3 protein-coding genes and 1 pseudogene are annotated in these 2,027 nt (G+C 62.5%); 1 reads left to right on the top strand and 3 read right to left on the bottom strand.

Features of this window, described 5'->3' with window-relative positions:
- Positions 1 to 273, bottom strand: a 273-nt coding sequence (locus EOA22_RS31710; protein ID WP_164756113.1) for a YcjX family protein, incomplete at its 3' end; no start/stop codon positions are given.
- Between the two features lie 63 nt (positions 274 to 336).
- Positions 337 to 840 (bottom strand): histidine phosphatase family protein, encoded by a 504-nt coding sequence (locus EOA22_RS31705; RefSeq protein WP_063167923.1) that lies wholly within the window; start codon positions 838 to 840, stop codon positions 337 to 339.
- A 332-nt stretch (positions 841 to 1,172) separates the two neighbouring features.
- Between EOA22_RS31705 and dksA the strand changes: the two genes are divergently transcribed.
- Positions 1,173 to 1,589, top strand: a complete 417-nt coding sequence (gene dksA, locus EOA22_RS31700) for an RNA polymerase-binding protein DksA (RefSeq protein ID WP_013531862.1) — start codon at positions 1,173 to 1,175, stop codon at positions 1,587 to 1,589.
- A gap of 185 nt (positions 1,590 to 1,774) precedes the next feature.
- Here the strand turns inward: dksA and EOA22_RS31695 are convergent.
- Positions 1,775 to 2,027 (bottom strand): annotated as a pseudogene (locus EOA22_RS31695) (hypothetical protein); the annotation flags it as partial.

The raw sequence follows: 2,027 nt of genomic DNA, 5'->3' as shown, positions 1-2,027 counted from the left end.
GTCCTCGTACTGGAAACGCGGCACCGCGTCGTCGGGCTGCTGCTCGAGGAAGGCGCGCGCGATGCGCCCCGATTTCTGCGCCTCGAACAGCGGCAGGCGCCCGCCATGGATCAAATTGTGGACAAGGGCCGATATGAACACCGTTTTGCCGGCGCGGGACAATCCGGTCACGCCGAGGCGCAGCGATGGGGAAAAAAGCCCGGTGGCGCGGCCCGATAGCGTGTCGAGGGCAATCCTCGCCTCGTCGGTGAAGGTGGTCAGCGATGATGCCAAAATATGCTCTCTCGAACTTCGGTCCGTCCGATATAGGCGCTGCAACAAGGCTTTGAAATGGCTTCAGAGATCGGCCGGCGTCAGGAACGCTTCGAGATAGCCGGTGCCTTGGGCGGCGCTGGCAAGATCGCCGTCGAAGCGGACGACCGCCAGGCCCGCGGTCGGGAACCCATGGTTCAGCGTGGCCCGCGCAGCCTCGTCGCCGCCGCCCGAAACTGCCATGGCAAGGTCTTCCATCATCGGGTTGTGGCCGATGACCAGCAACGAGCCCGATCCGCCATTGTTCCTGATAAGGTTGAGATAACCGGCCGCGTCCGCGCTGTAGAGCCCGTCGAAGAACAGGACCCGGCCGGTGTCGGTCTGGCCGGCCAGGCCTTCCAGCGTCTCTTTGGCGCGTTTGGCGTTGGAGCACAGCGTCCGGTCCGGAACATAGAGGCGGGAGCGCATGGCGGCGCCTATCATTTCGGCATCGGCGCGGCCGGACGCATCGAGCGGACGGTCGAAATCGCGCATGCCGGGCAATGCCCAGCCAGCCTTGGCATGTCGCAACAGATAAAGCCTGCTCACCCAACCTCCGAATGCCGAAGCCTTCCGGGATTAGCCACGAGAACGGCGTCGCGCACAATGGCCCGTGCTCTTCAAACACGGCGAATCAGCCAACGCTGGCTGCTGCAAAATGCGCTTGCATATCGGCCCCGGGGGCACCGCGATCAGGGAAAATATGCGTCACCGGATCCAAAGTGTCGCGGCGGAGTTTGTACCAAAGCGACCGTACGCGGCTGCAAAGACGCGTGCCCGGGTACTTTAACAATTGCGTGAAACAGCGGCCGATTGCGCTTGTGCAGGCGTCGGACGACGAATATATAGGCGCCAAATTTGGGGCAGTTTGGGTGAGTCGAATGAACGACATCGTTACCGCCGATTACGTACCCTCCGAAGACGAGCCGTTCATGAACGAGCGGCAGAAATCCTACTTCCGCTCAAAGCTCGTCACCTGGAAGAATGACATATTGCGCGAAGCGCGCGAAACACTGGAAATCCTGCAGCAAGAAAACGCCAACCACCCCGATCTGGCCGATCGCGCCTCTTCGGAAACCGACCGGGCCATCGAACTCAGGGCCCGCGACCGTCAGCGCAAGCTCATTGCAAAGATCGATTCCGCCCTGCAACGCATCGACGAAGGCACCTACGGCTATTGCGAAGAAACCGGCGAGCCGATCGCGCTGAAGCGGCTCGATGCACGTCCGATCGCGACATTGTCGATCGAAGCGCAGGAGCGGCATGAGCGCCGCGAAAAAGTCTATCGCGACGACTGAAGCTCACGGCCGGCTGTCTCGAACGAACTCGATTCTGAAAATGGCCGGTTTTCCGGCCATTTTCATTGGTGCGGCATCCACCGCTCAGGGCGCGCGAAGATCGAAAACCCTCGGGGCTTCGGACGAGGTGGTTCGGCAGCCGGACCGGCGACGGTGTTTCGCGGGGATAGCGACCCGGCGGTCGCTCATTTCTTCTGGCTGGAGAGTTCACCGAGAAGCTTGGTCATCTCGTCGTCGAGCGACTGCGGCGCCGCCGGCTTGCCCACCTGGCCGCCCGAACGGGGCTGGTCCAGCGATACTTCAAGTTCTCTCATCAGCGTGTCGTCGATGCTGTCCTGCACCGGCTGCGGTGGTGGCGGGGCGTGCCGGGCGGTGTTGGCGTTGGCGGAGCCGTAGGCGGGCAACGGCGTGACATTGGTCGGCTGGTAGCTTTGCGTT

It is taken from the genome of Mesorhizobium sp. M7A.F.Ca.US.014.04.1.1, from assembly GCF_003998745.1.
Lineage (GTDB): Bacteria > Pseudomonadota > Alphaproteobacteria > Rhizobiales > Rhizobiaceae > Mesorhizobium > Mesorhizobium ciceri.
The sequence above is the reverse complement of the archived record's forward strand: the minus strand, read 5'-3'. Positions and strand labels throughout refer to the sequence as shown.